The sequence below is a fragment of the Planktosalinus sp. genome, from assembly GCF_059864935.1.
The window spans coordinates 1-1,917 of sequence record NZ_JCBCCK010000142.1; the positions used below are offsets into that span (position 1 = coordinate 1).

A 1,917-nucleotide genomic window follows, 5' to 3' on the forward strand; every position below is an offset into this window, starting at 1 on the left:
TCTGCAACTCGCTGCTCAATAATCGCAAAACGTTTTTCAAGCTCCTCTTTTTCAACAGCTGTTCTTTGAAGGGTCGATTGGGTGTTTGACAACTGTTCTTCAAGTGCCACATACTTCTTTTTAGACACACAGGAAGTAAGCATACCTCCCATGAGGATAGTTAGAATAAATACTTTTTTCATTTTGAATGGTTTTAAGTTAAAAATTTGATTTGTTAAATGCATCATCAGGATGCAATTGCAATTTTAACGCACTACAGTTTTTTATACTATTTTTTTGGCAGGACTTTAGGCTACAATTAACAGGATTTTAATGCTCTCTAAAAATGCTTTTATGTGTTAACAAATTCATATACAACCAAATAACATTGTGTTTTGTACAGAATAAACCTTAACATTGCGGTGACATCTTTAATTATTAATTGATTCTTAACGTTTCTTAAGTGATTTTATAGGAAAATTAGGAGCAGTAAGTTTCCTTAATTGCCATCTTTACAATAAATTTGAGAATCATAGTTGACTGCTTTGAAAAAGGAAAAAAAAGTACCTAACAATAAAAAATACCGATGGTTAAGAAGGACTTTAAGAGTCTTTCTTGCCTTGTTGTTATTTTTTTTCCTGCTCATACTTTTTATCAGAAGTCCTTGGGGACAAAGTATTATCGTTGACCGGGTGACTTCCTTTGTATCTTCAAAAACCAATACCAAAGTTGAAATTGACAGGCTCTTTGTCACTTTTAAAGGCAATCTATTTCTCGACGGACTTTTTCTGGAAGACACACAAAAAGACACTTTGTTGTATTCAAAAAGCCTGGAATTGGGCGTGTCGTTATGGCCCATTATTAGAGGAAAAGGAACAAGCATTAACCTTGTGGAGTGGGAGGGATTAATAGCCAATGTCTCACGTAAAGACTCCCTTGAAGGGTTTAACTTCCAGTTTCTTATCAATGCTTTTGCAGGTGGAGACGAGGACGTCACTTTTGAAACTGAAGAAAGGGAACCGTTGAATTTATTTGTTGAAAACATTCATTTCAAAGATTTTGACCTGAAATACCGCGATGATGTTACCGGTATGGACACCAGGCTTATATTGGGAAGTCTGGATTTAAAAATAAAAACCATGGACCTGCAAGCCATGATGTTTCATATTAAAAAACTTGAAATTGAACAAGCTGATGTACACTACTTCCAAAATTTTCCATTCCCAGAATCTAAACCAAGAGAGGAACCGGCAGTTTTACATCTGATCGTGGATCATATTTCCGTAAAAAGTTTTAATGCCTCATACCAATCGGTTCCGGATGGAATTACTGCTGTGGCTTCGCTGGGCGAACTTGCAGCTAACATCCCACTTGTCAATCTTCTTGAAAACAGGGTTGATGTTACTTATCTCGGGCTTAAAAATTCTGACATTGCTTTTAAGATCCTTTCGGAGGAAATTGCAGAAATGGATGAAACTATAACTGAAAAAGAGATTAAAGCTATTGACTTTAAATGGCCGGACTGGGGCATCAAAGTAAATAAACTGGAAATGTTGAACAACAACCTAAATTATTCTGTCAACAATGCACAGCCACTACGGGACAGTTTTAACGCCGATGCAATTCACCTGAATAATTTCAATCTAGTGGCTGAACATATTTCCCTTGGCGAAAAGGAGGCGGGACTTCAGTTAAACGCCTTCAGTTTTGAGGAAGACTCCGGCATTGATTTAAAAGCATTCACTTTTGAGCTATCTGTAAACGAAAACGATTTAAGTCTTTCCAATTTAGGGTTTAATGTCAACGAAAACTACCTGCAAGGCAACATCGCACTCACTTATATCTCAATCAACCAATTGTTCAACCAATTTGAAAACACAGGAATTCAACTCAACCTCCCTGCATTTGATATTGAAACAAAAGATGTCCTTCGGTTTG

2 pseudogenes are annotated in these 1,917 nt (G+C 36.5%); one reads left to right on the forward strand and one right to left on the reverse strand.

Annotated features, from left to right (window positions below):
• Positions 1–182: pseudogene (locus AC6F75_RS05900) on the reverse strand (cell envelope biogenesis protein OmpA); the annotation flags it as partial.
• A gap of 342 nt (positions 183–524) precedes the next feature.
• Here AC6F75_RS05900 and AC6F75_RS05905 point away from each other — a divergent pair.
• Positions 525–1,917: pseudogene (locus AC6F75_RS05905) on the forward strand (AsmA family protein); the annotation flags it as partial.